Annotated in this window: 3 protein-coding genes and 1 tRNA gene; 1 reads left to right on the top strand and 3 read right to left on the bottom strand. The window is 55.2% G+C overall.

Annotation, left to right across the window (positions count from 1 at the left end; translation table 11 throughout):
- Nucleotides 1-587 (bottom strand): hypothetical protein (locus Q0510_RS12895; RefSeq protein WP_298712256.1); only part of this gene is annotated, 587 nt, incomplete at its 3' end.
- Nucleotides 588-606: 19 nt separating this feature from the next.
- The gene (locus tag Q0510_RS12900; RefSeq protein WP_298712259.1) at nucleotides 607-1773 is read right to left on the bottom strand and encodes a helix-turn-helix domain-containing protein; all 1167 of its coding nucleotides are present in this window, start codon (nucleotides 1771-1773) and stop codon (nucleotides 607-609) included.
- Nucleotides 1774-2249: 476 nt separating this feature from the next.
- On the opposite strand from Q0510_RS12900, the gene Q0510_RS12905 reads away from it, so the two are divergent.
- Nucleotides 2250-2321: transfer RNA gene (locus tag Q0510_RS12905), tRNA-His, on the top strand.
- A 149-nt stretch (nucleotides 2322-2470) separates the two neighbouring features.
- Here Q0510_RS12905 and Q0510_RS12910 read toward each other — a convergent pair.
- Nucleotides 2471-3095: DUF5110 domain-containing protein (locus tag Q0510_RS12910; protein ID WP_298712262.1), on the bottom strand; the 625-nt coding region annotated here is incomplete at its 5' end.

Below are 3095 nucleotides of genomic sequence, written 5' to 3' on the forward strand. Positions count from 1 at the left end.
CTCGGACCGAAAAACGTTGCGTAATAGCCGGGAAAGAATTGATCCAGCTCCCGGTACTTCGCGCTTTGGCTGCCGCCGTCGGCCAGGATGACGTCAGTTAATTTCTTTACGATCACCGCCATCGGCTGGCCATTGATTTTCAAAATTTCCGCACCTGCTTCGATATTCCCGCCCAGCACAAACGCCTTGCCTTCCCGGAAATACAATTTCAGCGGAAAGAGGCCGGTTTGGTGGAAGGCATACCAATTATCAGGCTGGTGCTGGCGGAAAAGTTTGGTGTGGCCGTCTTTCACCCGGGCCAGTATCGGGTAGAGATACCGGAAAAATCCCTCTTCGGTCATGTCTTTCCGGATGCCGGATTCGCCTTTGTCGAGGAGGATGTCCATTTCATGTTGCGGCATGTAACGGTAAAGACCGGCGTGTGCTTCGCGGAGGGCGTTGCGGAAAACCTGGTAATCTTCCTTTAGCTGATTCTCCGAATACACGGGGGTGGGATTGGTTCTCAGGCCGCTGTCGGGGACGGAAGTGTTGGCCTTTGCCAGGGTGGCCGCCAGGATGCAGGCGGCGAGTATCCAATTTCTGCGCATTTTCTTTTTTTCTTCAAAACTAGCTGCCATAGCGCGCCCCGTCGACCGCGCCCATCGGCTCGTACTTCATTTTTCCGGCTTTTTGCCATTCCGAAGGGGTTACGCCCGTCATTTTCCGGAAGGCCGCGTTGAAGGTGGCTTTGCTTTGGAACCCGCATTCCATGGCGATGCCCAGGATACTGAGGTGTTGCTTGCGCGGGTCGGCGAGCATGCGTTTGACGGCTTCGATACGGTAGCCGTTCACGAATTCGAAATAGCTGCCGCCGGAATGTTCGTTGATGATCTGGGAAAGATGATGGCGTTGCACCCCGAGCAGGTCCGCCAGGCTGGCGTGCGTTAAATCTGGATCCAGGAAGGGCTGCCGTTCTTCCATAAGCCGGCAGAGGCGTTCGTACCAGGGTTCAGGGGCGGCGAGGCCGGATTTGCGGTATTTCTTTGTTGCGTTTTTTTCATCTTCCGTGAAAAGCTCGGGCACTGCCTGGCATTTCCAGATCAGCCAGTAGACCAGCACCACGATGGCGGCGTAGTTGTAATGATAAAAATGCGTGATGCCGGGAATATTCCATTTCCGTCCGAAGAACCCCAGCGCCGAGATCCCCAAAATCACCAGCAGGCTCCCCAGGAACGCGCGCAGCCACTTCCACCGCAGTCCCTGGACGGCAAGCGGCTGTTCCGGCAACGTCTTCCCCCATTGGCGCAACCGCCGGCAAGCCGCCAGCAGGTAAGCAGTGATCAGCAGGAGGTTGGCCTGGTTCATCCACCCGAAATCCAACCGCGACAATCCATCAAAATCCATCAGCAGCCGCCTTTTCGTTTCCGCAGACTGGAAGAACCAGGGCAACAGCACCGCCAACGCCAACGCGAAAGGGATCGCATGCAGGAGATCGGCCTGCCGGAACCGGGGGCCATCGCCTGTCATCTTGCAGGTAAACAGGTACACCAGCGGCCCCACCAGGCTCAGGTTCAGCCACGAAACGCGGCTCAAATGCGGGAAAGCCAGGAAGAAATCCCGGTGATCGAAAGCATTGAGGAGCGCCTGGAACGAAACCAGCACCATCAGCGCGAGGAGCAACAGGAAAGGCGCGGAGCGGCGGCGGCGCACCAGCACGGCAGCAGCGATAGCGGTATTGATAAGTCCGGCCACCACGAAATATTGAAAGATCAACCCGGGTTGGAAGGTTTGCATGAGCGGGGTTTCGACGTTAAATGATCAATTGATTTCGTCCTAAAGACGAGCAGGGGCGCGGGAAGTTGCATGCTCCGCAAGGAAATTTTGGCCTGCGCGGGTCACCGGACTTTTAATTTTGCGGAATTCGTTTCATCTTTGCATCACGAAATAAATAAACAACATCGTGCCACTCAATTTCCAACATAGCATTCTTCAGGCGTCAGCGCGTTACGCGGCGGCAGGAAGACCTATTGCGGAGCAGGTCATGCATGGATAAACGACTAAACGAATCCAGTATAAATGAAGCCCCGCAAGCAATTGCGGGGCTTTTTTAATTGCGTCAAACAATGCTATACTTAAAAATTGGACATACACAATGGACATTTGGGGATGATTCTTCATCCGCACGACACACGTAGCGGAGCAGCCCGGAAACGACGGTTGCTCCGCCCTCCGGCCCGGTCGTGCAGCGTGCGCGGCCGGGCTTTTTTTATGGTGCCTGTAGTTCAGTGGTAGAACGCCCGGTTGTGGACCGGCAGACGAGGGTTCGATCCCCCCTGGCACCCACAGTTACACAGTTACAGTTGACCCTATACTTGTGAATGGCTCATCCCGTTAACCCCAAATTTCTGGCCTTTCATTCTGTTAACCTCAGCGCCAATAAACCGGCCCGGCAATACATACCGGGCCGTTTGCTTTCCTTACACTTAAACGTTTATTCCACGTTAATCGTTATGGACTGATTGTCGTTCGGCAGCGTCAGCGTCTGCACTTTGCATTTCACCACTGGGTTGGCGACGCCCTGCGGATCGAACCGCGACACCGGTTGCACCGCCACCCATTCTCCCGCCGCCAGTTTGTGTTCCGCGCCGTTCACTTTCGCCAAATCTTTCCCAAATCCATGTAACACTAATTGAACATACCGGAAATGCGACGGCATCCCGCTGACAGGTTGCTCCAGCACCAGGTTTCCTTCCGCCGGTTTATACGCCACTACACGGCGGTAGCTCGCGCCTTTTTCATAAGCAAATGTTTCACCGTCGTCTTCATAATATTCGAACCGGTTTTCCCGGGAACCTTTGTACACATGGAGGAACAGCGTGTCGGAGGGCTTCTCGGCCGTTGTCTGCACAAGCGATTGCATCGGGATGATGCTGCTTTCGCGGATGAACACGGGCAGGGTATGCATACCGAGCGTCAACATTTTTTCTTTGCCGCCTTGTTCGGTGGCATCGTCGTACAGGCTGTACCAGTTGCCGGGCGGGAGGTAGACCGGTGCGTAGGGTTGCTTGCTGTCGAAGGGGGTGACCATGATGCCGTCGCCCAACAGGAACTGGTTC

Source organism: uncultured Chitinophaga sp. (genome assembly GCF_937874145.1).
Classification (GTDB): Bacteria; Bacteroidota; Bacteroidia; order Chitinophagales; family Chitinophagaceae; genus Chitinophaga.